We start from the raw sequence: 24,109 nt of genomic DNA on the forward strand, positions 1-24,109 counted from the left end.
AAGGAGAGCTTGTATGAGCAAAAATCTTATCCTGGAATACGTAAGCATTGACGAATGTCCGAAAGCGGAAGTGCTTGCATCGATGACCGAATTGACGCTCGGTGATTTACATGCCAATGCGGTTAAGCTGCTCTATTGTTTAGTGCGTGCAGGTTTTTTTGAAATTTCTTCTGCCCATTATGAAAGGATAGTGGAAATTTATGAAACATTCATGGACACTGTGGATGCCTGCCTTGTTGAAGATAAAAAACTCAAAGCTCAGCAATTTCTCCCACCAAACATCGCAGAAATTAAGCCCCAAAATGACATTTTTAAACCGGCACAGGCGCTACTCGCTGAGTTTGATGAACTTTTAGCAAACATTAAAGTCACTAACCAAGGTGTTTTGCTGCGCTTGCTAGGAGATGAAGTAGGGGATCGGGGCGCTAATGACTATTTTATTTTAAAAATTCTGGAAAAATTACGTAAAGCTTCTGTTCCCTATGAAATTTTAATTTCAAATCATGCCTTAGGCCTTATAGAAGCTTATGAACTGGCACAACGTTTTGAATACCCTAGTTTAGGGATGGATCAGGCACGTTCTTTATATAATTTACAAAAGTTGATCGATTATAATTTAATTACCCGAAACCAGGTTGTAAATTTAATCAATTATGCCTATAAGCCGGCTCTCAAGGCTTTATCGTATTCGCTTGATCATGCAAATAATACCATTACCCTATACAGCCATGCCCCTGTTGATTTAACTATCATTAAGTTTTTAACTGAAAAATTTAATGAAAAATATCAAAAAGATTTGCGTCTTGGCATTACCTATCAGGATGAAAGCATTGAAGAACTTGCTGGAACAATAGAATGCATCAATAAAGAATATACGATGCATGCTGAGCTTAATTTCATCCATATACTATATGATCGCGAGTCAATAGGGTGTGACCCTTACGCAAAGCCAAATGCACAAAATCCTTTTGAAATGCTTACCTGGAATCGCGATTATGAACAAATTCAACGGGCTACAAAACATAAGGGTTACAATATTCATTATGTACATGGACATGATGCAACCGGCGTGACGGATGAATGTTCTTACTGGAATTTGGATAATACATTGGGTAAGACTTCAATTTCTTATGGTTACAATGCAGCGACACGAAAAATTTATAATTCTAATTTTTATGGCGAGTATACTATCCTTGTGTCTGATGAGAGAAAGTTAGAGGATGCAGCAAGTTTTTATCAGGACATTGATTCAGAAGAAGAGGTAGAAATTCTTTACGATGAATCGCAAGATAAAAAAAAATTTAATGGTGCTACAGTTGAAGAAATTTCTGCGGGAACCATTCACAATGCAGTGCAACAATTTTCCTTATTTACATTAAAAGAGTCGCCCAGCAAAGATCCATCATCTGCAGTAGCATCTGCATTAAATCTAACTTCTCTTTGATTTAAGATACGGTAACATGGAACCCCGCATGGTGGGAGTTCCATGAGCGAATGAATGAGCCGAAAGTTTACTCAGCAATAGCGATCCGATCGTCAAATACGAAGCAGGTGCCTTCCCACAAGGATTGTTCAGCAGGAATGGCATCCAAATAATTTAGAATGCCCCCATCTAACTGGTAAACTTCTGAAAAGCCTAAAGACTTAAGATAAGCGGTCGATTTTTCACAGCGGATGCCGCCTGTACAACACATGGCAATTTTTTTATCTTTTTTATCGAGCAAGTGTTTTTCTACAAATTGAGGGAAATCCCGGAAATTATCCGTGTGCGGATTAATTGAATTTTTAAATGTACCTAAATTTACCTCGTAATCATTACGGGTATCAATCACGAGTACTTCCGGATCAGAAATTAACTGATTCCATTCCATAGGGGAAACGTGGGTGCCTGTATCTTTACGCGGATCGATGCCTTCCACTCCCAGTGTGACAATTTCCTTGCGAAATTTTACTTTTGCTTTGGCAAACGGGATGAATTCATTATAAGTTTCTTTGAACTTTAAATCTTGCAGGCGTGGATCTTGCTGTAAATGGGCATAAAAAAACACAATATCTTCTGGCTTACCGGAAATACTGCCGTTGATCCCTTCCTCAGCCAAAATGATGCTTCCTAACAAATTATGTGAATGCATTACAGCTAACAAAGGTTCTTTCATGCCCTGAAAATCGGAAAGAGTAATAAATTTATAAAAAGATGCTATGACATATCGCTTCATTGGCCACCTGAGTTATAAGTCAATTAAAGTTAAAATCTAAAGTTTACACAGTCTAGGTATTTATTGCACCAATAATTGTTTCTTAAGCGATTCCATTTCCCTGCACTGCTTCAGATTCTTCAGCAGCAATTTCATCGGCACTGCCAGTGCTTTCTGCGGAAAGACTTATGGGGGGGGCGAAAAGTAAAAATCGCTGTTTCAAGTCATTAAATAGCAATCTACCGGGTTGTGCTTCAAGTTTGGTGGAAGACGTTGTAGCTTCCTGTGCCGCTATTTCTTTGCGAAAAATTTCTTTAAAGCCGGGGGGAATACTGGCATCCACGCTGATATTGTTTACAGCTGTTTCAACTTTTTCCGTATAATCTTGTCGTAAAGTTTCCAACTGCTGTTCCATCGCTGCAGCTTCGATGATCTTGTCACCCAGGTTGGTTCTAAAAAATGATATGAATTTTGCTAAAAAATTTAATAACTGTAACAGAAAATTATCATGAAGTTCAATAAAGGCAGTAACGTGTGTCTTTAAATCACTTAATGCTTCTATTTTTTCTTTATTATTTAAAATCTCATTATACGTACCTTCAAATTTCTTTAATAAACCAAGGATAGAATGCGTGGAATTTTTCAAGTCGCTTAGTTCTTCTACTGTAGCCTGTATAATGATGGTTTTTTCGTATGCTTCTTCACAAAAATTTAACGGTGGTTCTATCTGGGTTTCTTCTTTAAATGAAACTTGCGGACTTTTGGGTTTTTGTGCAGCAGATGTGGTTTCTTCTCTCAGGATTTCGGGGTTTCCTGCAAGAACTGTCTCGGGTATTGCCTCAGCACGAGATGACTCTTGCGCAGAGTTAATGGCTCCTTCTTCAATTTCAGGCAAAATTGTTGCAGGTGGCAGGATTATTGCTCCCTCTGCCTTGAGTGATTCCGGCTCTATGGAAGTTGTGGCTTGCAATGGTTCAGGAATAATCAATTGGGCTGCATTATAAAGTTCCGTTTCGAGCTGCTTGATATCTTCTTCGGCTGCAGTGATGCAAAGATCCATCCTTTGCAGATGTTGTTCAGCTAAAGCTTTTAATTCCTTCTTACACTCACTGTCAAAGGTTTCAACGGAGTAATTTTTTTGGGTTTCCTCAGGTACAATGGCGCGATATAAAGCGGCTGGTAGCGCAGAGATCCAACTCAATGTGTATTGGGTTTTATCGATGATGTTTCTATAAACATTCGGGTTTTCCAGTTCCTCTAAGCGCGTTTGCCATTGTTCTTGTATGATAGGGGGGGCATGCTCGAATAAATAGTTAAAATTTGTCCTAAATTCATTGATGAGGTCGAGTGCATACTTGCGGCCTATCAGCTGCTCTTCATTCCGCTGCAATCCATCCAGGATTCGCTGTGGGTGCACCAGTTCATTAATTAACTTCTGCCTTCGAGCTCGGGCATGCGTTAAACGAGTGACAAGGTCATTTACCGTGGTAATTTTATTTTGTACGGCGGCAACTTTATTTGCGAATGCATCCTCCTTGCAAAGAATATTTAAAAAAACATTGATAAATAAACCATTGGGAGTAGCAGACAAATTGGATGCATCTTCTGCAGGCGTTTGCGTCATGTTATCGTCAGCCATAAACTTCTCCGATTCCCGGTCCTTAATGTACATCACCTACATTAAGTAAATATTAAATCTCACTCCCCAGGATTGACTTTATTTGCGAATCTAGATTAGTCATATCATAGGAAATAAAATCATGCCGGTATTGATGGGCTTTTCGTTGCTGTAAAAAAGCCACTTGCTTATCGCGTGCTTTTTTCAAAATACAAGTGTCAAGAAGTGGATTATACAAAGAAAGAACACAGTCTGGCCAGTTTTTGTATACGGGAATTGTTGTTATTTTTTTATGTAACCTGGATATCGACGGCACACTATAACCGTAGTGAATATGTATTTTTTCACTGATGGCACTTACTGCCGCCAGTTTGGCTTCAATACTATGGCCAGCTATGTGCGGCGTACACACGGTTGCCCTTGCCACAATGCGTGGATCAATTGCAGGTTCATTCGAATAGACATCAGTGCAATACAGCAGAGGGGTTGCAGTATTTAGCAACGCTTCCTCATCGACAATGCCCCCACGCGCGGCATTAACAAGGATAACCCCAGGTTTTAATTGAGCCAGTAACGCCTCATTGAGTAAGTTTTTACTGGGATGGGGCAGCGATTCATGCAAGTTGGCGTGTATGCATAATAAATCACAGGAAGTTAAATCGGATAAGGAACAATAGGAGTACATACTGTCTTGCGACGCTTTTAACGGGTCATAATATAAGACTTCAAAGCCAAGTGCCTGCAAACGACGGGCTACCTGGTGGCCGACTTCACCCACTCCAATTATTCCGGCACGATTCCCGGGTAATTTTTCGTGCACAAGAGCTAAAACCGTTACGACATAATCAGCAACGGCCCGGGCATTACAGCCTTTTGCATCAAATAAGGTTATCCCTTTTTGTTTAACCAGAGCTTCGTCAATATGATCAATGCCGCTGCTGGCTGTGGCGATGCATTTTAAATGGCTGTTTTTAAGTAATTGCTCATTTATGCGTAAGGTAGAGCGGCAGATTAAAACATCATAAGAGGCGAGTTTGTCTGATAATTCGCTTTGATTTTCGTAGGTGTCTAATTGGAAATTTTTAGAAAACAATGCAGGAAGATTGGGTAAGGTGGCATCAGCAATAATTTTCATAAATTAAATAAAAGCTTGATTAAAGATAAAGACCAAAAAAGGAGCGGGCTTAATATCCAACCCAGCACACCAGTCAATAACAAGGTGATGAGGATTAAAAAACCAAAGGGTTCTACCCGCAAATAAGTGCTGGCAGCAGCAGGAGGCAGCAAGCTTGCCACTACCCGGCTGCCATCAAGAGGCGGGATAGGAAGTAAATTTAGCAATGCAAGGAGCAAATTAATGATGATGCCAGCATGTGCGGTGAGTAAAAAAAATAATACTGCTGCCGAAGTTTGCGGGTTGAATAATGCTGCAGTTTTAAAAACCCCAGCCCAAATAACTGCCATCAGTATATTAGTTAAAGGCCCCGCGGCAGCTACCAAGGCCATATCCCGCCGTGGAGAGCGCAATAAATTCCAGTTGATGGGGACAGGCTTTGCCCACCCGAATACAAATTTAAATTGGGTTAGCACGCCCATGAGCAAAGGAACGAGGATGGTACCTATCAAGTCAATATGGCGAATAGGGTTTATACTCAAGCGACCCAACATTTTTGCAGTTGTGTCCCCGCAACGGTTTGCAATAAAGGCGTGGGCTGCTTCATGCAAGGTAATGGCAAGCAAGACTGGGATTGCCCAAACTGCAATGTGTTGGATGAGTGTTAAAGTAGGCATATAATCCTGGTTTGTCTGGGAAACCGCTAAAAATATTATTTGTTAACGATAACAAATTCCGCTGTTGTGTGGTTTTCTACGTCAAATTTTTTTATTTTAGAACAAGCTTTGGCTTTATACTAGAATTTAATACACAGCTCTACTATGATGCCTGCTTTTTACATTGAGATGGCATTGACAAGAAAATATCCTTACCTTTTATTGTGTCTGTTTTCGCTTCTTATATTTTTGCCCGGTATGTTCAAATTACCGGTTATCGATCGGGATGAAGCGCATTTTGCGCAGGCTACGCGACAAATGGTGCAGACCAATCAATACTTTCAGATCCGGTTTCAGGAAAAAACACGTTTTCAAAAGCCGCCTGGAATTAACTGGCTGCAGGCAGCAAGCGTATATTTTGGAAGCGATAGTAACGCTTCCAAAATTTGGCCTTACAGAATTCCTTCGCTGTTAGGGGCTTTATTCTCCATCCTGCTCACCTTCTTTTTTGCCCGGCGCTTTATCGGGGAGAAAGCTGCTTTTTTAGGCGCCGCTTTGTTGGGTTCGACTTTCTTGCTGGCCATTGAAACGCATATGGCGGTGATTGATGCTTCTTTATTGTCTTCCGTGGTGTTAATGCAGGGGGCTTTATGGATTATCTATACGGCAGGAAGTCAAGGCCAAAAAGCACCTTGGGGGTGGGCATTATTATTTTGGCTGGCGATGACGTATGGTTTTGTATTGAAAGGAGTCACGCCGTTAGTTGGTATTTTGACTATTGCCGCACTTTGTATTTCCGAGAGAAAGAGGTCTTGGTTGCGCGGTTTACGCATTTCCTGGGGGTTGCCGTTATTCCTGCTTTTAAATCTTGCCTGGCTTTTGCAAGTTAATGCAGCAGAAAACAGCAATTATTTGCTGCAAATGTTTCGCAAGGATTTATTGCCGAAATTACAAGGGGGGCATGAGTCGCATGGGAAACCTCCTTTATTCCACCTGGCTATTCTGCCCATTACCTTTTGGCCTGCTTCCTTATTTTTATGGCAGGGAGCGGTTCATGCCTTTCAGCATAAAAGCCAGCCTGCCATCCGTTTTTTACTGGCGTGGCTTCTTCCTACCTGGATTTTCTTTGAACTCATGCCGACTAAGTTGCCGCAATATGTGCTGCCCACTTTTCCGGCTATTGCATTACTATGCGCACTGGCTATTCTTGCCTGTGTAAAAACTATACCCAGTCGTTTTTTACGCATTCTGCAAGTACTATGGCAAATCGCCTCATTTGGGTTTGCAGCAAGTCTATTGATGATAACCTACCTGTTGCTGCAGGAATTTACCTGGATAAGCATTGCCACGTGCAGTGCCGTAGCAACGATGAGTTTACTTTGTGTTCGCCTGGCCTTTAAGGGGCATTTCAAACAAGCTGCTGTTGCAGTGCTGTGCACGGCATTGGTGTGCTATCCATTAATTTTTGCGCTGTTGTTGCCGCAACTAAAACCCATATGGGTTGCGCGCAATGCGAGCGAGATGCTAAAGCCTTATGCATTAGCAGAGCAATACCCCGTCCTTGTGGTGGGCTTTGCTGAACCCAGCCTGGTTTTTTATCTGAATACAAAGCAAGTTATTTTTATCGAGGCGGCCGAGATAGAGCAGTATAAAAAAGAAGGGCAATTATTCTTGGTTGAAGAAGGGCATAGGGCAGAAATGACCAAGGATCAGAATTTCTGCTTGCTTAAGCAAAGTACTGGGTATAACTATAACAAGGGTAAATGGGTTAAACTTTTGTTATTCCGCTGGACCCCATCCGTTTGCCCAGAACAAAAAATAAATTAAGAGGTTAGTATGGCACCGTTTAACCGTTTATTAATGATTATGATGAAACCATGGATGGCCGTTTTTTATTTAGGATTTGTGTCGCTGGCATTTTTATATTTGGATAAGCCTATTGCATTATACTTCCATGAAGTTGATCTCAGGTCCAATTTAGCGATTTTGAACTGGATCACCAAAGTGGGTTTAGGAGGTTTTTACCTCGTTTCTTTGGTTTTACTGGCTTTATATTTTAGGTTTGTGGCACGGAATTACAAATGGGAAGTGCGCGTCTGGTTTTTATGGTTGTGTGTGGCATTCCCAAGCTTGATTTGCTTGGGCCTCAAAATTGCTTTAGGGCGGGCGCGTCCATCGTTATTATTTGAAGAGCAGCTTTATGGATTTTACGGGCTGCAAACGCAGTCGACTTTCTGGTCATTTCCTTCAGGCCATAGCACCACGATTATGGGTTTGGTTTTTGGTTTAAGCATTTTATTTCCACGCTACGGTTATGCATGGATAGCGGCTGGTCTTTTTGTAGCCATTTCGCGTATCTTGCTTACGCATCATTATCTAAGCGATGTACTGATAGCGGCTTACCTGGCGCTTTTGGAAGTAGGATTGTTATGGTGCTGGGTACGGCAGAAAAATTGGGCTGCATCACTGCAAGACAATGCCAATACAGCAAATTAATGATATGGTCAGGATTAGCTGGAACGCATGTGCTCATATGCTATATAATGGCTAACTTTTTAACGATTGGGTATCTAAAGGATGTCTTTCGCGTATCAATTTGATCTGTCAATAATCATTCCAACTTACAATGAAATAGATAATGTAGCTGAACTTTATCAAGAAATTGCAAGTGTATTAGCAAAGACGCCTCATGGTTTTGAAGTAATTTTTGTAGACGATGGAAGCACTGACGGTACGCAAGAAAAATTGCAAACTTTGGCCAGGCAGCATGAGCATTTGCGCTTGGTATGCCATAAGAAAAATTATGGGCAAAGTGCCGCCTTATTGACAGGTGCGAAGGCTGCGCGTAATGCCTGGTTAATTACCATGGATGGCGATGGCCAGAATGATCCTGCTGATATTCCAAACATGCTCGCAAAACTCACTGATGCGCATACCATTGTCTTGGGTAATCGTAAAAAAAGAGATGATAATAGCTTGAGAAGGCTTTCCTCGCGGATAGGGAATGGCATTCGGCGGTGGCTGTTAAATGATGAATGCCCGGATACAGGTTGCAGTTTGAAATTGTTTCCGCGCGAAGCTTTTTTGGCTTTACCGCACTTTAATCATATGCATCGGTTTTTACCGGCTTTGTTTAAGCGTGCAGGATTTAGATTGGTGAATATCCAAGTCAATCACCGGCCGCGCCGGCATGGAGTTTCAAAATATGGGGTTATGAACCGTTTATTTGTCGGGATACATGATTTGATAGGTATGCGCTGGCTGCTCAAACGCCCATGTGCTCCGGAGGTAAGTAATGAGTGCTGAATACATTTGGCTGGCTGTAGGCTTATTAGGGCAAGCTATTTTCTCAGCCCGTTTCATCGTACAATGGCTGGTAAGTGAAAAAGAAAAACGCAGCGTTATCCCCGTAGCTTTCTGGTATTTAAGCTTGTTGGGCGGGATCACTTTGTTGCTGTATTCCATCTACAAACGCGACCCTGTGTTCATTTTAGGTCAGTCCACCGGTGTGTTCATTTATACTAGGAATTTATTGCTGATCCAGCGTGAGCGCGTTGCGCGCAGTGAAAAACTGCGGCAGATTTAATACGCCACACCTTGCAGAATCATCCTGCAAGGTGTGTATTATCATGCAAATCATGCTATATTTTTTACTTTAATTTTTTCTGGAAACACGGATGCGTGTTTTAAACAAAATTATTTTGTTTTGCTTCCTTTTTATTTCTGCTTCCCTGCCTCATGCCGCCCCGCAATTTGTCTGGTACAGTAACGCGCCCAAACAAGTCAAAATCCATGTAGACGTCTTTCTTTCTTCCACCTGCCCCCATTGCCATAAGGCAGACGAATTTTTTAAGAAATTGGAAAAAGAGCGGCCATGGATAGTAGTGAACCGCTATTTCATTAATCAAGATAAATCTGCATTACAAAACTTCTACAAACACTTGCAACAACAAAATTCAACTAATTTTTCAGTTCCGGCAGTATTTTTTTGCGACTCGCGCTGGGCCGGATTTGCAGACATGAAGAGTACGGGCCAGGTTTTACTGCGTGCGTTAAATTATTGCCGCCAGCAAATTAGTCAAAGAGGCGAGCTAAGCCAGGGAACCATCAATCTCTTAAGGCAATGGGGGGCGGCTAACCAGTTTGAAATTGATGTGAATGTAAGCAAAACTCCCATTCAATTTATTATCACTTCGGCATTAATGGACGCGTTTAGTCCCTGTTCCCTATTCAGCTTTGCTGCTTTTTGGGCTTTTCTCTGGCTATGCCCAAAATCAAGCATCAGGCGCTTGGGCATTGGGCTTGTTTTTATCTTATCGCTAGGCAGTATCCATTATTTCTCCCAAGCTCATTTTGCTTATTTTTACCCGTTTTTATCTTGGTTGAGATTGCCAGTATTCTTGGCAGGAATTTTGCTGTGGATCTTTATCCTGCGTTACTGGTGGCGACATAAGTTAAAGGAAGTAAAACCCAATGTCGGCATTTATGGATTAGTGATTTTGACTGCTTTATCCGTACAAGTTTTCCAACAAACCTGTGCATTGAATATCGCCTTGATTTTTGAACAATGGTTAGCAAAACAAGTGCTGACACCTGCAAAATTTTTTGCCTATCACGTACTTTATCAAATTATTTACACATTGCCATTGCTTGTTTTTCTATTATTTTATTTATTACTGGGTCGCTATCGTCGCTTCACCCGCTACGAAAAAATATTGCAAATTTCCGCCTGTTTTATATTGGCAACCATAGGTGCGATTTTAATCATTTATCCTAAGTTGCTCGCCAGTTTTACACTTTCTGTGGGTGTGATCATTGCAGCTTTTCTTTTTGGCCGTTTATACGTGGGAAAACATGACAGACAAGGAAATGTATAAAAAATTTCTACCGATAGCTTATGAGGTAGAACAGGGAAAAATTTATGCTTGGTGCGGATGCGGGAAAAGCGAAACGCAGCCATTATGCGATTATGATCGCGAAGAATGTAAACAGCAGCAGGTAATATACCATGCAATTGTTACAGAAACTGTCTTTTTTTGCGGCTGCAAGCAAACCCAGGAACCGCCTTTATGCGATGGTTCTCATGCTGCGGCCTTGCTGGAATGTATAAAGCAGCAAACATGATGTTTTTGTTGCATGATAGACAAGAGTGGTGGGCCAAGAGCTTGATCTGGGCCTCTTGATTTGGGATCATCACTTCATTACGGCAGGTAGGTGTGATTATGGGTAAATTAACGGATATTCCGGTTGTTGTTGAAAGTGGGCAGAAATATACGACTAAACAAGGCTTCACTGCAATTAAGGATGGTGTGAAAACAGGAAGCCTGGCCCAGGAACGTTTGCCCAAACCAAGCTGGTTACGTATCGTAAATCAGATAACCCCGGCTTATACGCAGGTTAAAGAGCAAGTTAGAGAACATCGGTTGGCTACGGTCTGCGAAGAAGCCAAATGTCCGAATATTGCCGAATGCTGGTCACATGGCACAGCAACCATCATGTTGATGGGGGACGTATGCACAAGAGCATGCCGTTTCTGCTCCGTTGATACAGGTAACCCGCATGGATGGCTGGATGCGCAAGAACCAGAAAATACAGCCAGAACAGTCGAGTTGATGAATTTGGATTATGTGGTATTGACGTCGGTAAATCGCGACGATTTGCCAGACGGCGGTGCCAGTCATTATGCAGCTGCCATTCGTGCCATCAAGCTCCGTTGCCCTAAAACCAAAATAGAAGCATTGACTCCGGACTTCCAAGGTAAGCAACAAGATGTGGCTGTATTGTTAGACAGCGGAGTTGATGTGTTTGCACAAAACGTGGAAACAGTAGAACGCCTTACTCATCCGGTAAGAGATAATCGTGCGGGTTATTGGCAAACCATCCAGGTATTGGCTTTCGCCAAACAGTATCGCCCTGATGTGTTAACCAAGACAAGTTTGATGCTTGGTTTAGGGGAAACCGATGAGGAAATAATGCAGACCATGGATGATTTACGCGCCCATCACATCGATATTTTAACCTTAGGCCAATATTTGCAACCGACGCGCAATCATTTAGCCGTTGCCCGCTATGTAACGCCTGAAACATTCGCAAAACTTCGTGAAATAGGTTTGCAAAAAGGTTTTTTTGAAGTGGCCTCCGGTCCTTTCGTGCGCTCAAGTTATCGGGCTGATCGCATCTTCAAACGCGATAATTTAGGTTTGTAACGGCTTTTGAGCAACCCATCAGGAAGGCCCCGAATACCGCATAATGCAATCAGTACGCGTTAACATGTGCTATCTTAATTAGATAGCAGTTTCATTTAAAGCCACATGGTTATTAAAAGAATTGCATTATTTGCTGATCATTTGCAAAGGGCCACACGATGCTGAATTTATTGGCTTCATTAAAATCGGTTTTTTGGAAAGCTTCTGCAGAAATTCCCGAGAATCAGCTCAATGAAATTGGATTGTCTAAGAAAAAACTAAGCACAATAGCCGAACCTTCATCCATTCCCCTTTTTCGGGTAGAAGATAAATTGCAGCAATTGTTGGAAGAAACGACGCAATGTCACGCCGAATTGCGGCATGATTTTTCCCTTAATAATTTACAGTACTTGGATAAATTGGAAAAAATAGAAAAAAAAGTATTATTCTATGCAGAAGATAAAATTCCCGTTAAACCGCTTTCCGAGCTTTTTACTGCAAAGGAATTCCTCGAGTTTGAAAAGGAATTTCAAATAGCCGTCCATCGCCCTCGCAGCGCAAAATTTTCCCGCTATGATCCTCGTCTGCTCACTGCCAAAGAAGAACCAAATGCTTGCGCAAACCTAAGCATGCAGATGTTTAATTCCAAGAAAAGCAATTTATGAATTGAAATTCTTATGTAATTATTTTGGTTAGATAGCTTATTTTTTAGCCAGAATCACATCTATTACATGCGTGTCTTGATAAGGAAATGTAAAAATCTTGCTGAATAAACGCTTTAAACGCTGCAATAAAAAATTGCGTGGCAGCATACGAATAGTCAAACTGTTTAGAAACCACGTGCCCTCAATGCCAAATAAAGCCAATTCGTCAATATTATTTAAAACGATTGGAATATAAAGGCGCTGATGTTCAACTACTTGAAATTCATGATCAACGAATGCTTGTAGTAATTCTTCTTCGCCTGCTGCTACGGTAGTATTTTTCACAATTGCTTTATAATAATGGCCAACGATCCGGCTTAGAATAGAGCCATTGGAAATGAAATTGGCCAATTGTTGCTGGGCAAGTGGGAAAGAATCATAAGTCGTTGTAATTAAAGAAAAATGACCGTTAGCACGCGTTAAAAGCCGAGCTTGATTAAATAAAGTTTTGATAGGGATATAAGCATTGACAAAATGCGCCAGGACCACATCTTGACTGTGATGAGGCAAGAAGTGACTTGCTTCCGTAGCACTGCCTTCGATGGTCACCAAATCCAGGGTTTGCTGCGCACGTTTTAACATTTCCGAGGAAACATCAATACCCGTAAACTCGGCATGCGGCATGACTGCAGCGAGTTGTTTCAGAAATGCCCCATTCCCTACTCCCAAATCCAATACTTTAAGGTATGATTTATCTCCCAGGTGAGCATGTTTTATCTGGGCAATGGCGCATTGGTGAGATTTAGTTATGGAACCAAATCGATTGGCTATAGCGTAATGGCCGGCAATATTGTCATACATGGCCTTTAAGGTCATGCAGTTTTCCTGTTTTTACTCATTCAATCAGTATATCGCTAAATGACAGGTTTTTGCGATATCCTTTTTTAAAATGTGTTGGCTGGAAAATCCGTATTGTTCCCAACTTTAGAAGATCATGACTTGATTTGCGCCTTAACATGCCAAGAGCAGTCGCTCTTCCGTTTTAGCCAAATTAATGGCTCAAATTTGACTAAAGAATATAGGATTGATAGTATCGCCCAAACTTATACCATCCGTTTTCATGCGCACATGAGACAAATTTAAAGGAATGATTTTATATGTGTGGGATAGCAGGTATCTTAAACACAAAAAAAATAAAAATTGAAAATTTAAAACATAAACTTGCAGTGATGAATAAACTCATCGCACACCGTGGTCCAGATGACCAGGGAATATGGACAAATAAAGAAAACTCGATAGGATTAGCCCACCGCCGTCTTAGCATCATTGATTTATCTCAGCATGCACACCAACCGATGATTGCCCCTACTGGCGATGTCATTGTTTATAACGGGGAAATTTACAATCACGTTGAACTCAGGCAAGCCTTATCAGCCCATTGGACATTTACGTCTAACTCAGATACAGAAGTCATTCTGGCGGCATACAAGGTTTACGGCGTTGATTGCGTCCAGCATTTCAGGGGCATGTTTGCTTTCGCAATCTGGGATGGTGAACAGTTATTCTGTGCCCGCGATCAATTCGGCATCAAGCCTTTTTATTATACAAAACAGGATGACTCGTTTGTTTTTGCCTCGGAGAGTAAAGCCTTACTGCCTTTCTTAGGCTCAATAAAAACAGAACGTCAGGCATTTGCCGAATACATCACATTTCAATACCCAATGGGTAAGCAAACCTTGTTTCATGACGTCTTCCAATTGGAGCCGGCGCATGCCATGTTGATTACTGCAAATGGTGAAAAAATCTGGCGGTATTGGGATGTTCATTATCACATCGATTACGACCACACAGCGCGTTATTTTGCGAATCGTTTGGAAGAAATTCTTAATGAATCCATTCGACTGCACTTGCGTGCCGACGTCAATATCGGTGCTTACGTCAGCGGGGGAGTGGATTCAAGCCTCATAGGTATTTTGGCAACTCATGAGAAAAATCAAGCATTGCCATTTTTTCACGGCCGTTTTCTGGAAGATAAAGCCTATGATGAAAGCGAGTATGCACAACATGCTGCCCAACAATGTGGCACTTCTTTGCATGTGCGCGATATCACTGCACAAGAATTCGCAGCGCATTTTAGCAAGATTATTTATCATATGGATTTTCCGGTGGCAGGTCCCGGAGTATTCCCGCAATATATGGTTTCTGAGCTGGCTGCAAAACACGTCAAAGTAGTGCTTGGTGGCCAGGGCGGGGATGAAATATTTGGTGGTTATGCGCGCTATGTAATGGCTTATTTCGAACAATGCATGAAAGCCGCAATTGAAGGCAGTTATAAAAAAGGTAACTTCGTCGTCACGGCAGAATCCATTATTCCAAACCTCGAAGTTTTAAATGCTTATAAACCATTATTAAAACGGTTTTGGAGCCATGGCTTGTTTGAGCCGCTGGAGAAGCGTTATTTTTCATTAGTCGATCGCGGCCTTGACTTGGATGGTGAAGTGCACTTGACAGCGGGTGAGCGTGAGCACGTTTATCAGCAGTTTTTGGATGTATTTAATGCAGCCAAGTTTGAAAAAGCGGAATCTTATTTCGACAGCATGACCCATTTTGATTTTAAATGCTTGCTGCCGAGTTTGCTGCATGTGGAAGACCGGGTGAGCATGGCGCATGGTTTAGAAGCCAGAGTACCGTTTCTCTATACTCCTTTAATTGAGTTTATGGCCACCATCCCTGCCAATATAAAGTTTGCTGATGGTCGTATGAAGCATTTGCTGAAGCAAACTTTTTCCCATATTTTGCCTGCGAAAATCAGCAACCGCAAAGATAAGATGGGCTTTCCTGTACCTCTGAGCGAATGGATGCAGGGCGAATTGAAGGATTATGTACAAGATATTTTGCATTCAGGGTTAGCCCGGCAAAATAATTTTATTGATTATGAAAAAATCATAAAGAATTTCGGTAGCACTGGGAAATTTAGCCGAAAAATATGGGGATTTTTATGTTATGAGATTTGGCAGCAACAGTTTCATGACCAAGCTCAAACATTTCGCGCCATGTTAAATTACAATAACAATTTTGTTCATGAGGAGTGTAACGTATGAAAGTCTTAATCACAGGCGGTTCTGGTTTTGTTGGATCACACTTGGCGGATAGATTATTAGCGCGCAATGATCAGGTTTTGGTGATTGACAATTTCAGCACAGGTCGCCGTGATAATTTAAAACCTCATAAAAACCTGGAAATTATAGAAGAAAGCATTGCTAATACGGCCGCAATGCACCAAATTTTTGCTCAATTCAAGCCCGATGTCGTCATTCATGCTGCAGCTTCTTATAAAGATCCGGACAACTGGGTAGAAGATTGCCAAACGAATGTCTTGGGAACCGTTAATGTAGTTTCTGCCACTAAAAATGCAGGGTGCAAGCGCCTTGTTTATTTCCAAACCGCACTTTGCTACGGTTTAAACCCTAAAGAACAACCGATTTCCTTAACCCACCATTTTGATGCGCGCGGCAGCAGTTATGCCATTAGCAAAACTGCCGGTGAACATTATATTGAATTGTCCGGCTTGGATTTTGTTTCATTCAGATTAGCCAATGCCTACGGCCCCCGCAATATCAGCGGCCCTTTGCCGACTTTTTACCATCGTCTGACTTCAGGCAAACCTTGTTTTGTGATGGACACACGTCGTGATTTTGTTTATATCCAGGATTTGGTTGATTGCGTTGAGCGGGCCGTTGATGGCAAAGGACATGGCTATTACCATATTTCTTCTGGCAGCGATTTCTCCATTAAAGAATTGTTCGATGCGACCCTTGCCGCTTTAAACATGACTTTGGAGAAAGAAGTCGAAGTGCGCGAGCGTCATCCGGATGATGCATATACCATCTTACTGGACCCATCCCGTACCAATCACGATTTTTCCTGGGATGTTAAAACTCCGCTGGTAGAAGGGGTGAAAGCCGCCATTGAATATTATAAACAATATGGCATTGAACAAACGTTTACCCATTTGCGTGCAGTGGAAACCGAGCCAGCATAGCAAGGTTGGGTCAGCGCAATAGAATGTAGCCTGGATGCCGGAAGGTATCCGGGTTTTCGCCGGGTGCATATTCACCAGGTTATACGTAAATGATAGGAAGTAAAAATACCATGGCAGATTTTTCAGGTAAAAAAATATTGGTAGTGGGCGGTGCTGGTTTCGTTGGCAGCAATTTGACTCAGAAATTGCTTGCATGTAATGCACAAGAAATTATTGTTGTTGATAATTTATTGTCCGCTGATATCACCCGTGTCCCTGAGCATCCTCATGTACAATTTATTCATGCCTCAATTACGAAAGATAACGTTTTATATCACTTGCCAGAAGATTTGGATTATGTCTTTCACCTGGCAACCTATCACGGTAACCAAAGTTCTATTGAAGATCCACTGAAAGATCATGAAAACAATACATTAACGAGCTTAAAACTGTTTGAGCGCATAAGCAAATTCAAGTCATTAAAAAAAGTGGTTTATTCTTCTGCAGGTTGTACCGTTGCAAAAAAAACGTTTGAACATGCCGAAGCCACTGTTGAACAAGAAGATGTTTCGCTGTACCTGGATAGCCCATATCAAATGTCGAAAATATTCGGCGAATTTTATGGCAATTATTATTTTATGCGTTACGGCATGCCGTTCGTTAAAGCACGTTTCCAAAATGTTTATGGACCTGGTGAAATCCTGGGTGCAGGCTTATGGCGCGGCAATGCGAATACTATTTGGCGAAATGTAACACCAACCTTTATTTTCAAAGCCTTGCATCAGGAAGCGCTGCCACTGGAGAATAATGGCATTGCAACCCGGGATTTTATTTATGTAGATGATATTGTAGCGGGGCTTATTGCCTGTGCGTTAAAAGGCGAGGCTGGCGGCGTTTACAACATCGCTTCAGGCGTAGAAACATCAATCCGGGATCTCGCCGTGATGATTAATGAGATAACCGGGAATCAGGCTCAGATTGATAATTTGCCTGCGAGAAATTGGGATCGCTCCGGCAAGCGGCACGGCAATACTGAAAAATCCCAACAGCAACTCGGATTTAAAGCGGAAGTTTCTTTACCCGAAGGGTTAAAAAGAACCATCGAATGGACTCAACAAAATATGGAAACCATCAAGCGTTGCATGCAAACCCATCAACGTTATGCCCCTGAAATAAAGAAATATCTTTAAGAGGGCAAGTCTGTAAGCAAATCCAAGAATTAAGGATACATTATGCAATTCATCGACTTAAAGACACAATCCAACCGGATTGAAGATCGCCTGATTGCGCGTTTTAAAGACGTATTAAATCACGGCGCTTACATCATGGGGCCTGAAATCACTGAGCTTGAAACAGCTTTGGCAAATTATGTGGGCGTAAGCCATGCATTAGCTGTAGCAAGCGGGACAGATGCCTTACTCATTGCCTTGATGGCTTTGGGTGTGGGTGCGGGCGATGAAGTGATTACCACCCCGTTTAGCTTTTTTGCCACGGCGGAAGTCATTGCACTCCTGGGTGCAAAGCCTGTGTTCGTAGATATTCATCCCGATACCTACAACATCGATGCAAGCTTAATCGAAGCAGCGATTACTGCTAAAACCAAAGCTATTATTCCAGTTAGCTTGTATGGCCAGTGCGCTGATTATGACGAAATCAATGCAATAGCAAAAAAATACAATTTACCGGTTATCGAAGATGCAGCGCAAAGCTTTGGTGCTACTTATCAAGGTAAGCAATCCTGTGGTTTAACCACCATCGGCTGCACCAGTTTCTTCCCATCCAAACCATTGGGATGTTATGGGGATGGGGGCGCTTGTTTCACCAATGATGCCGAGCTGGCACAACGGATGAATGAAATCCGCACGCATGGACAATCCAGGCGCTATCATCATACCCGCTTAGGTATCAATGGACGTTTGGATACCATTCAGGCGGCGATTTTATTAGAAAAATTAGCTATTTTCCCCGAAGAAGTCGTGTTACGGCAAGAGGTTGCAGATCGTTATCAACAATTGCTGCCCGCAGAAATCCGAAAGCCGGTCGTTAAAACTCATAATACCAGCGTGTTTGCTCAATACACCATCGAAGTATCCAATCGGGATGCCGTACAGCAAGCTTTGCAAAAACTAGGTATTCCTACGGCTGTGCACTATCCGGCGGGTTTACATGAGCAACCAATCTTTAAAGAACTTTTTCCGGGCAGACAAAGCTATCCGCACACGGAAAATGCTGCGCGCCGGGTGATGAGCATCCCCATGCATCCCTATTTAACGATAGATGACCAGCAAAAAATTTGCGGTGCTTTAAAGGAAGTATTGCGCGAAAAAGTTGGGGTATAAGCAATAAAGCGGTAAGAAGAAGCCTGATAGAAACGGATGAGGTAACATTATGTTAGATAGCTTCGTAAAAAAAATTAACAACAAAGAAGCAATTATTGGTATTGTGGGTTTAGGATATGTCGGATTACCGCTAATGCTCCGTTTTGCGGAAGTGGGTTATCGCGTAATTGGAATTGATATCGACGAGAAAAAAAATGCATTGCTGAATCAGGGTAAGTCCTACATTCAGCACATCCCATCTGCCGATGTAGCTAAGGTAAAAAATAGAATCCATGCCACGTCGGATTTTGCGGAAAGCAAAGAAGCCGATGCACTCATTTTATGCGTACCGACCCCGCTGGATAAATACCGGGAGCCTGATTTAAGCTATGTGCTGCAAACGACAGACGCTTTGTTACCGCACATCCGCGCAGGGCAATTGATTTCATTGGAGAGTACCACTTACCCTGGCACGACAGAAGAAGAATTAAAGCCGCGTATTGAAAGTACGGGGTTGATTGTTGGCCAGGATGTTTTTCTCGTGTATTCCCCTGAGCGGGAAGACCCGGGCAATGCTCATTACACCACAGCCAGCATCCCTAAAGTTTGTGGCGGGCAAACTGCCCATTGTCTCCAGGCAGGAGTTGCGCTTTACTCTGCAGTAATCGATAAAGTCGTACCTGCTTCATCCACAAAAGTGGCTGAAATGACCAAGCTGCTTGAAAACATCCATCGCTCAGTAAACATTGGTTTGGTCAATGAAATGAAAATCCTGGCCGATAAAATGGATATTGATATTTATGAAGTAATCGATGCCGCTGCCACCAAGCCGTTCGGTTTTGTTCCCTATTATCCAGGTCCTGGGATCGGCGGGCATTGTATCCCCATTGATCCTTTTTATCTCACCTGGAAAGCAAGGGAATATGGCTTGCATACCCGCTTCATTGAATTGGCTGGTGAAATTAACAGCAGCATGCCGCACTGGGTAGTGAATAAAGTTTCGGATGCGTTAAATGCACGTGAACGCGCCATTAAAAACAGCAAAATTTTGGTTCTTGGTATCGCTTATAAGCGTGATGTGGACGACATGCGCGAATCTCCATCCATTGAAATTATGGAGTTATTGCAGGCCAAAGGAGCGGAAGTTTCTTATTCTGATCCGCATGTGCCTGTTTTCCCTGCCATGCGCGCACATCATTTTGATTTGCACAGCGTTGAAATCAATGCCGAAATGCTAGCGCATCATGATTGTGTTCTTCTGGCTACCGCGCACCGGGCTTTTGATTATGAATTGATTGCTCGACATGCAAGATTAATCGTAGATACACGTGGTGCATTTAAACAATTCAAACAGAATAATATTGTGAGTGCGTAATATGAGTAAAGCTCCGTGGATTATTTCTGACAGAAAAATAAACATTGCATTGGTAGGATGTGGGCGGATTGCAAAAAATCACTTGCAAGCTATTGAACAACATAAAGATACTTTAAGCCTCACTGCAGTTTGTGATGTAGATGAATCCGCCTTGCAGGAAACCAGTAAACAGTATGGGGTCGAAGGCTATCGGCATTTGGATGATTTGTTACGCTTCACTGATGCGGATGTCATCACCTTGTGCACTCCCAGCGGTTTGCACCCTTTACAGACTGTTAAGATAGCGCAGTCTGGACGTCATGTAATAACTGAAAAACCGATGGCTACCCGCTGGCAGGATGGATTACAAATGGTAAATGCTTGTGCTGAAGCAGGTGTGAGGCTTTTTGTCGTCAAGCAAAATCGTTTGAATGCGACGCTACAGTTATTGAAGAAAGCCATCGATGGCGGCCGTTTTGGCAAAATTTATTTGGCCAACATCAATGTGTTTTGGACCAGACCGCAAGATTACTATGATCAAGGCGGCTGGCGGGGTTCGTGGGAAATGGATGGCGGTGCCTTTATGAACCAGGCAAGCCATTACATCGATTTAATTCACTGGTTATTAGGCCCTGTGCAGTCTGTCCAAGCCATGACAGCTACTTTGGCAAGAAAAATTGAAGCTGAAGATACGGGCGTAATGAACATTCGCTGGCGAAGCGGTGCCATGGGGTCAGTCAGTGTGACCATGCTCACTTATCCGAGAAATTACGAAGGGTCTATTACCATCCTGGGGGAAAAAGGGAGTGTACGCATCGGCGGCATTGCAGTGAATGAAATCCAACACTGGGAGTTTGCAGATTCTTCGCCGGATGACGAAGAAATAAGACAAGCCAGTTACCAAACCACATCGGTGTATGGTTTTGGTCATCCACTTTATTATGAAAATGTCATCCAGTCATTACAGGGCCTTGCCACACCTTTAGTAGACGGGCGCGAGGGTTTAACTTCGCTGGAAGTGCTCATTGCTGCTTATCGTTCTGCACGTGATGGCCAAACTGTACACTTGCCTTTGGAGTTGTAGCCATGTCTTATCAAGCCCATGAGACGGCAATTATTGATAAAGGTGCGCAAATTGGCACAGGTACCCGCATTTGGCATTGGGTGCACGTCAGTAAAGGCGCGTGCATTGGAGAGAATTGCAGCCTCGGTCAAAATGTCTATATAGGTAATCATGTCGCTATCGGCAATAACGTAAAAATTCAAAATAACGTATCCGTTTACGATAATGTGACGCTTGAGGATGATGTTTTTTGCGGACCAAGCATGGTGTTTACCAATGTTTATAACCCGCGCTCAGCCGTTCCACGCAAAGATGAATACCGTAACACGTTGATAAAGCGGGGCGCTACGCTGGGTGCTAATTGCACGATCGTTTGCGGTGTTACGATTGGCGAGTATGCATTTGTGGGAGCCGGGGCGGTGATTAACCGTGATGTTCCAGCTTATGCTCTCATGGTGGGAGTGCCGGCGCGGCAAATCGGCTGGATGAGCCGGTTTGGTGAGCAGCTTAAATTTGCAGAGCAAAGCGATGGCAGCCTAGCTGCGCGTTGTGAAAAGACAGGGGAACTGTATCTAAACCGGGCCGGCCAAGTCGAGCTCGTATCGCAAGCATAGGAATAAGGACAATCATGAAGTTATGTACCATCGTCGGTGCGCGTCCACAATTTATAAAAGCGGCCGCTGTATCCAGAGTCATTGCGCAAAGGCAAGATATGCAGGAGATTATCATTCATACAGGCCAGCATTATGATGCCAATATGTCGGAGCAATTTTTTGATGAACTCAGTATCCCCAAGCCCGGGTATCATTTAAATATAGGTTCCAATTCCCATGGGAAACAGACTGGGCAAATGTTAGCGGCTATTGAAGATGTTTTACAGCACGAAAAGCCTAAATGGGTATTAGTCTATGGCGATACCAATTCCACCTTGGCCGGTGCCTTGGCTGCGGTTAAACTGCATATTCCTGTGGCTCATGTGGAAGCAGGATTGCGCTCATTTAACCGCAAAATGCCGGAAGAAATCAACCGCATCACGGCCGATCATTTAAGCAGCATTTTATTTGCACCCACCGATAATGGTGTACAACAATTGTTAAGAGAAGGCATTGCCGCGGAACAAATATTCAATGTGGGCGATGTGATGTACGATGCAACGCTTTATTATAATGAATACAATTCCCAGCGCAGAACCATGGTGGAAAAGCTTCATCTTACACCTAAATCCTATTGTCTGGTGACAATCCATCGTGCGGAAAATACTGATTGTCCTGAGCGCCTGCGCAATATTTGTAAAGCATTATTGGAGCTTAGCACGCTGATAAAAGTCATCCTGCCATTGCATCCGCGTACACGCAATGCGCTTGACAAATTGCAGCTTTTAAAGAGTTTACAGGATAACCTTACTTTGATTGATCCTGTTGGTTATTTGGATATGCTGGCTTTGGAAAAGGATGCGTATTGGATCGTCACGGATTCTGGGGGCGTGCAGAAAGAAGCTTATTTTAACCGTGTGCCTTGCATTACCTTGCGTGACGAGACGGAATGGGTAGAGTTGGTGGATGCTGGCTGGAATCGTTTATGCTCGCCCGATAAACCCTTTTCTTTATTGGAATTATTAAAAACATCCACAAATGCTTCGTTACCATTGGATAAATTATATGGCAATGGCGATGCAGCGGAGCAAATCGTTAAAATTTTATGTTAAGTCATTCCATCTGCGCGGATTACGTTATCATAGGTGCCGGGATTTTGGGCTTGAGTGTGGCGCGTGAACTCGTGCAGGTTCATCCTCATGCGAACATTGTAATTGTTGAAAAAGAAAAACAAGTAGGGTTGCATGCAAGCGGTCGCAACAGTGGTGTGTTGCATGCGGGTATTTATTATAAAAATGACAGTCTAAAAGCTAAGTTTTGTTTGCAAGGCTCACGCTTGCTGGCTGCTTATTGTGACGAATACCATCTCCCCATTGCCCGCACAGGGAAACTCATCCTTCCAGGAAAAAAGGCAGATGATCCTGCATTGCAAGCGCTTTATCAGCGTGCTGTTGTTAATGGTGCGAGCGTGCATTTGCTTGATGCTGGTGAGCTTAGAAAGCTGGAGCCAGAAGTGGATGGCAATATTGCATCCGCCATATTTTCGCCGCAAACGGCAGTAGTGGATCCTACGGCTATTTTATCGCATCTTCATCAGCATTTGTCGCAAGCGGGTGTGCGTTTCCTTTTCAATGCCGGTTGTTCCGACATCCATGTTAAAGACAAGCAGTTGCGCGCAGGTAAGCAGCTTATTTCTTATGGACATTTATTCAATACAGCCGGATTGCATGCAGACATCATAGCTAAAGCATGCGGAGTGGATGAGCGCTATTCCATGATTCCCTTTAAAGGGCTTTATTATGAGTTAAAGCCCAATTCCAGTATCCGTATCAATCATTTGTTGTATCCTTTGCCGGAGATGAATATACCTTTTTTAGGCATACATTTTACCAAGAGCATTACAGGTAAAATTTATGTAGGACCTACCGCCATTCCTGCCTTGGGCAGAGAGCATTACCAAGGCTTGCGGGGGATTAAGCTTATGGAAGCGGCAAATACATTGAGTACTTTGGCAGGGCAATACTGGCACAATAGGCAGGGGTTTCGCACTTACACGCATGCGGAAATTTTTCGTTTTATTAAATCGTCTTTTGTTAAATCAGCACGCACTTTGGTACCACGGTTGCAAGCACATGACTTTATCAGAAGCGAGAAAGTCGGTATACGTGCCCAATTATTTGATCATGTAAATAAAGAATTAGTCATGGACTTTATGGTTAGGAACACTGAAAATGAAACGCATGTTTTAAATGCAGTTTCCCCAGCATTTACAAGCGCGTTCAGTTTTTCAAGGTTTATTGTCAAAGAAGCATTGCATACAAAGCCAGTTACTGACTTGGTTTGCTAGT

General features: G+C 42.7%; 23 protein-coding genes. 18 read left to right on the forward strand and 5 right to left on the reverse strand.

Translation table 11 applies throughout. From position 1 onward, the window contains the following. The first annotated feature begins 13 nt into the window (after nucleotides 1–13). Complete coding sequence (wip, locus tag NKV53_RS08215) at nucleotides 14–1,444, forward strand: Dot/Icm T4SS effector Wip (protein ID WP_126953063.1); 1,431 nt, start codon at nucleotides 14–16, stop codon at nucleotides 1,442–1,444. Nucleotides 1,445–1,511: 67 nt separating this feature from the next. Here wip and NKV53_RS08220 read toward each other — a convergent pair whose 3' ends face one another. The 4 genes from NKV53_RS08220 to NKV53_RS08235 all read right to left on the reverse strand — a co-directional run bounded on the left by NKV53_RS08220 (nucleotide 1,512) and on the right by NKV53_RS08235 (nucleotide 5,604). Next, entirely contained in the window at nucleotides 1,512–2,216 is a 705-nt protein-coding gene (locus NKV53_RS08220; RefSeq protein WP_126953064.1) for a rhodanese-related sulfurtransferase, read from the reverse strand. Between the two features lie 82 nt (nucleotides 2,217–2,298). Beyond that, nucleotides 2,299–3,834 carry a hypothetical protein gene (locus NKV53_RS08225; protein ID WP_126953065.1) on the reverse strand — a complete coding sequence of 512 codons (1,536 nt, stop codon included), beginning with the start codon at nucleotides 3,832–3,834 and terminating at the stop codon, nucleotides 2,299–2,301. Between the two features lie 52 nt (nucleotides 3,835–3,886). Next, a complete protein-coding gene (locus NKV53_RS08230) occupies nucleotides 3,887–4,948 on the reverse strand; it encodes a 4-phosphoerythronate dehydrogenase (RefSeq protein WP_126953066.1) in 1,062 nt (353 codons plus the stop codon). Beyond that, the gene (locus tag NKV53_RS08235; RefSeq protein ID WP_126953067.1) at nucleotides 4,945–5,604 is read right to left on the reverse strand and encodes a site-2 protease family protein; all 660 of its coding nucleotides are present in this window, start codon (nucleotides 5,602–5,604) and stop codon (nucleotides 4,945–4,947) included. The genes NKV53_RS08230 and NKV53_RS08235 overlap by 4 nt, the downstream gene beginning before the upstream one ends. Nucleotides 5,605–5,841: 237 nt before the next feature. Between NKV53_RS08235 and NKV53_RS08240 the strand changes: the two genes are divergently transcribed. The 8 genes from NKV53_RS08240 to NKV53_RS08275 all read left to right on the forward strand — a co-directional run bounded on the left by NKV53_RS08240 (nucleotide 5,842) and on the right by NKV53_RS08275 (nucleotide 12,433). Next, a complete protein-coding gene (locus tag NKV53_RS08240) occupies nucleotides 5,842–7,410 on the forward strand; it encodes a glycosyltransferase family 39 protein (protein WP_253350962.1) in 1,569 nt (522 codons plus the stop codon). 39 nt (nucleotides 7,411–7,449) lie between these two features. After that, on the forward strand, nucleotides 7,450–8,079 hold the full coding sequence (locus NKV53_RS08245; protein WP_253350963.1) for a phosphatase PAP2 family protein: 630 nt from the start codon (nucleotides 7,450–7,452) through the stop codon (nucleotides 8,077–8,079). Nucleotides 8,080–8,160: 81 nt separating this feature from the next. Continuing rightward, nucleotides 8,161–8,889: a glycosyltransferase family 2 protein gene (locus NKV53_RS08250; protein WP_126953070.1), complete on the forward strand. Its 729-nt coding sequence runs from the start codon at nucleotides 8,161–8,163 to the stop codon at nucleotides 8,887–8,889. Next, nucleotides 8,879–9,169: a lipid-A-disaccharide synthase N-terminal domain-containing protein gene (locus tag NKV53_RS08255; RefSeq protein WP_126953071.1), complete on the forward strand. Its 291-nt coding sequence runs from the start codon at nucleotides 8,879–8,881 to the stop codon at nucleotides 9,167–9,169. The genes NKV53_RS08250 and NKV53_RS08255 overlap by 11 nt, the downstream gene beginning before the upstream one ends. A 91-nt stretch (nucleotides 9,170–9,260) precedes the next feature. Further along, nucleotides 9,261–10,460 (forward strand): hypothetical protein, encoded by a 1,200-nt coding sequence (locus tag NKV53_RS08260; protein WP_126953072.1) that lies wholly within the window; start codon nucleotides 9,261–9,263, stop codon nucleotides 10,458–10,460. Beyond that, nucleotides 10,438–10,707 (forward strand): CDGSH iron-sulfur domain-containing protein, encoded by a 270-nt coding sequence (locus NKV53_RS08265; protein ID WP_126953073.1) that lies wholly within the window; start codon nucleotides 10,438–10,440, stop codon nucleotides 10,705–10,707. The genes NKV53_RS08260 and NKV53_RS08265 overlap by 23 nt, the downstream gene beginning before the upstream one ends. Nucleotides 10,708–10,805: 98 nt before the next feature. After that, nucleotides 10,806–11,789, forward strand: coding sequence for a lipoyl synthase (gene lipA / locus NKV53_RS08270; RefSeq protein ID WP_126953074.1), 984 nt, complete (start codon nucleotides 10,806–10,808; stop codon nucleotides 11,787–11,789). 158 nt (nucleotides 11,790–11,947) lie between these two features. Then, nucleotides 11,948–12,433, forward strand: coding sequence for a hypothetical protein (locus NKV53_RS08275; protein WP_126953075.1), 486 nt, complete (start codon nucleotides 11,948–11,950; stop codon nucleotides 12,431–12,433). A gap of 36 nt (nucleotides 12,434–12,469) precedes the next feature. Here the strand turns inward: NKV53_RS08275 and NKV53_RS08280 are convergent, their stop codons facing one another. Further along, nucleotides 12,470–13,288 carry a trans-aconitate 2-methyltransferase gene (locus tag NKV53_RS08280; RefSeq protein ID WP_126953076.1) on the reverse strand — a complete coding sequence of 273 codons (819 nt, stop codon included), beginning with the start codon at nucleotides 13,286–13,288 and terminating at the stop codon, nucleotides 12,470–12,472. 281 nt (nucleotides 13,289–13,569) lie between these two features. On the opposite strand from NKV53_RS08280, the gene asnB reads away from it, so the two are divergent. The 9 genes from asnB (at nucleotide 13,570) to lhgO (ending at nucleotide 24,108) form a co-directional block, all read left to right on the forward strand. Beyond that, on the forward strand, nucleotides 13,570–15,513 hold the full coding sequence (gene asnB / locus NKV53_RS08285; RefSeq protein ID WP_126953077.1) for an asparagine synthase (glutamine-hydrolyzing): 1,944 nt from the start codon (nucleotides 13,570–13,572) through the stop codon (nucleotides 15,511–15,513). Continuing rightward, nucleotides 15,510–16,454: an NAD-dependent epimerase/dehydratase family protein gene (locus NKV53_RS08290; protein ID WP_127032494.1), complete on the forward strand. Its 945-nt coding sequence runs from the start codon at nucleotides 15,510–15,512 to the stop codon at nucleotides 16,452–16,454. Before asnB ends, NKV53_RS08290 begins: the two co-directional genes overlap by 4 nt. Nucleotides 16,455–16,543: 89 nt before the next feature. Next, nucleotides 16,544–17,623, forward strand: a complete 1,080-nt coding sequence (locus NKV53_RS08295) for an NAD-dependent epimerase/dehydratase family protein (protein WP_253350964.1) — start codon at nucleotides 16,544–16,546, stop codon at nucleotides 17,621–17,623. A 42-nt stretch (nucleotides 17,624–17,665) separates the two neighbouring features. Further along, the gene (locus NKV53_RS08300) at nucleotides 17,666–18,772 is read left to right on the forward strand and encodes a DegT/DnrJ/EryC1/StrS aminotransferase family protein (RefSeq protein WP_126953079.1); all 1,107 of its coding nucleotides are present in this window, start codon (nucleotides 17,666–17,668) and stop codon (nucleotides 18,770–18,772) included. A gap of 49 nt (nucleotides 18,773–18,821) precedes the next feature. Further along, a complete protein-coding gene (locus NKV53_RS08305; protein WP_126953080.1) occupies nucleotides 18,822–20,126 on the forward strand; it encodes a nucleotide sugar dehydrogenase in 1,305 nt (434 codons plus the stop codon). 1 nt (nucleotide 20,127) lies between these two features. Further along, nucleotides 20,128–21,189 carry a Gfo/Idh/MocA family protein gene (locus NKV53_RS08310; protein WP_126953081.1) on the forward strand — a complete coding sequence of 354 codons (1,062 nt, stop codon included), beginning with the start codon at nucleotides 20,128–20,130 and terminating at the stop codon, nucleotides 21,187–21,189. Nucleotides 21,190–21,191: 2 nt separating this feature from the next. Beyond that, nucleotides 21,192–21,782 (forward strand): acyltransferase, encoded by a 591-nt coding sequence (locus NKV53_RS08315; RefSeq protein ID WP_126953082.1) that lies wholly within the window; start codon nucleotides 21,192–21,194, stop codon nucleotides 21,780–21,782. A gap of 14 nt (nucleotides 21,783–21,796) precedes the next feature. After that, a complete protein-coding gene (wecB, locus tag NKV53_RS08320; protein ID WP_126953083.1) occupies nucleotides 21,797–22,873 on the forward strand; it encodes a non-hydrolyzing UDP-N-acetylglucosamine 2-epimerase in 1,077 nt (358 codons plus the stop codon). Beyond that, nucleotides 22,867–24,108, forward strand: coding sequence for an L-2-hydroxyglutarate oxidase (gene lhgO / locus NKV53_RS08325; RefSeq protein WP_126953084.1), 1,242 nt, complete (start codon nucleotides 22,867–22,869; stop codon nucleotides 24,106–24,108). Before wecB ends, lhgO begins: the two co-directional genes overlap by 7 nt. The last annotated feature ends 1 nt before the right edge of the window (nucleotide 24,109 follow it).

This window comes from Legionella sp. 27cVA30, assembly GCF_024160945.1.
Classification (GTDB): domain Bacteria; phylum Pseudomonadota; class Gammaproteobacteria; order Legionellales; family Legionellaceae; genus Legionella_A; species Legionella_A septentrionalis.

Coding starts and splice junctions, on each gene's coding strand:
- NKV53_RS08280 (WP_126953076.1), bottom strand. CDS start 13,288: ATGACCTTAAAGGCCATGTATGACAATATTGCCGGCCATTACGCTATA.
- NKV53_RS08250 (WP_126953070.1), top strand. CDS start 8,161: ATGTCTTTCGCGTATCAATTTGATCTGTCAATAATCATTCCAACTTAC.
- NKV53_RS08315 (WP_126953082.1), top strand. CDS start 21,192: ATGTCTTATCAAGCCCATGAGACGGCAATTATTGATAAAGGTGCGCAA.
- NKV53_RS08265 (WP_126953073.1), top strand. CDS start 10,438: ATGACAGACAAGGAAATGTATAAAAAATTTCTACCGATAGCTTATGAG.
- wecB (WP_126953083.1), top strand. CDS start 21,797: ATGAAGTTATGTACCATCGTCGGTGCGCGTCCACAATTTATAAAAGCG.
- NKV53_RS08220 (WP_126953064.1), bottom strand. CDS start 2,216: ATGAAGCGATATGTCATAGCATCTTTTTATAAATTTATTACTCTTTCC.
- NKV53_RS08275 (WP_126953075.1), top strand. CDS start 11,948: ATGCTGAATTTATTGGCTTCATTAAAATCGGTTTTTTGGAAAGCTTCT.
- asnB (WP_126953077.1), top strand. CDS start 13,570: ATGTGTGGGATAGCAGGTATCTTAAACACAAAAAAAATAAAAATTGAA.
- NKV53_RS08235 (WP_126953067.1), bottom strand. CDS start 5,604: ATGCCTACTTTAACACTCATCCAACACATTGCAGTTTGGGCAATCCCA.
- NKV53_RS08225 (WP_126953065.1), bottom strand. CDS start 3,834: ATGGCTGACGATAACATGACGCAAACGCCTGCAGAAGATGCATCCAAT.
- NKV53_RS08260 (WP_126953072.1), top strand. CDS start 9,261: ATGCGTGTTTTAAACAAAATTATTTTGTTTTGCTTCCTTTTTATTTCT.
- wip (WP_126953063.1), top strand. CDS start 14: ATGAGCAAAAATCTTATCCTGGAATACGTAAGCATTGACGAATGTCCG.
- NKV53_RS08255 (WP_126953071.1), top strand. CDS start 8,879: ATGAGTGCTGAATACATTTGGCTGGCTGTAGGCTTATTAGGGCAAGCT.
- NKV53_RS08240 (WP_253350962.1), top strand. CDS start 5,842: ATGTTCAAATTACCGGTTATCGATCGGGATGAAGCGCATTTTGCGCAG.
- NKV53_RS08245 (WP_253350963.1), top strand. CDS start 7,450: ATGATGAAACCATGGATGGCCGTTTTTTATTTAGGATTTGTGTCGCTG.
- NKV53_RS08310 (WP_126953081.1), top strand. CDS start 20,128: ATGAGTAAAGCTCCGTGGATTATTTCTGACAGAAAAATAAACATTGCA.
- NKV53_RS08305 (WP_126953080.1), top strand. CDS start 18,822: ATGTTAGATAGCTTCGTAAAAAAAATTAACAACAAAGAAGCAATTATT.
- lhgO (WP_126953084.1), top strand. CDS start 22,867: ATGTTAAGTCATTCCATCTGCGCGGATTACGTTATCATAGGTGCCGGG.
- NKV53_RS08290 (WP_127032494.1), top strand. CDS start 15,510: ATGAAAGTCTTAATCACAGGCGGTTCTGGTTTTGTTGGATCACACTTG.
- NKV53_RS08230 (WP_126953066.1), bottom strand. CDS start 4,948: ATGAAAATTATTGCTGATGCCACCTTACCCAATCTTCCTGCATTGTTT.
- NKV53_RS08295 (WP_253350964.1), top strand. CDS start 16,544: ATGATAGGAAGTAAAAATACCATGGCAGATTTTTCAGGTAAAAAAATA.
- NKV53_RS08300 (WP_126953079.1), top strand. CDS start 17,666: ATGCAATTCATCGACTTAAAGACACAATCCAACCGGATTGAAGATCGC.
- lipA (WP_126953074.1), top strand. CDS start 10,806: ATGGGTAAATTAACGGATATTCCGGTTGTTGTTGAAAGTGGGCAGAAA.